Annotated in this window: 1 protein-coding gene and 1 pseudogene; both read left to right on the top strand. The window is 64.7% G+C overall.

Translation table 11 applies throughout. From position 1 onward, the window contains the following. Positions 1–104 (top strand): annotated as a pseudogene (locus ACPYOI_RS36085) (transcriptional regulator); the annotation flags it as partial. A gap of 30 nt (positions 105–134) precedes the next feature. Then, positions 135–334: aquaporin (locus ACPYOI_RS36080; RefSeq protein ID WP_481420315.1), on the top strand; the 200-nt coding region annotated here is incomplete at its 3' end.

Below are 334 nucleotides of genomic sequence, written 5' to 3'. Positions count from 1 at the left end.
TGCGCTTTCTGATGGAAGACTGCTGCGCCGGCCATCCGGAAATCTGCGCGCCGGCGGCCGAGGTTGCGGCCTGCTGCGCGCCGGTCGAAGGCACGGTTCAATGATCACGCTGACGCGGTTGGGGGCTTGAAACTATGACGTCGTTTCCGCTTTCGCGCCGCCTTGTTTCGGAAGGACTCGGCACGGGCATTCTGGTCGCGACCGTCGTCGGTTCGGGCATCATGGCGGATCGTCTGACCGATGATACGGCGCTTGCCCTGCTCGCCAACACGCTGGCGACGGGGGCAATGCTCGTCGTGCTGATTACCGTTCTCGGGCCGATATCGGGCGCGCA

This window comes from Rhizobium sp. SVR5-2C (genome assembly GCF_056755115.1).
This window is presented reverse-complemented; position numbering and strand designations above follow the sequence as displayed.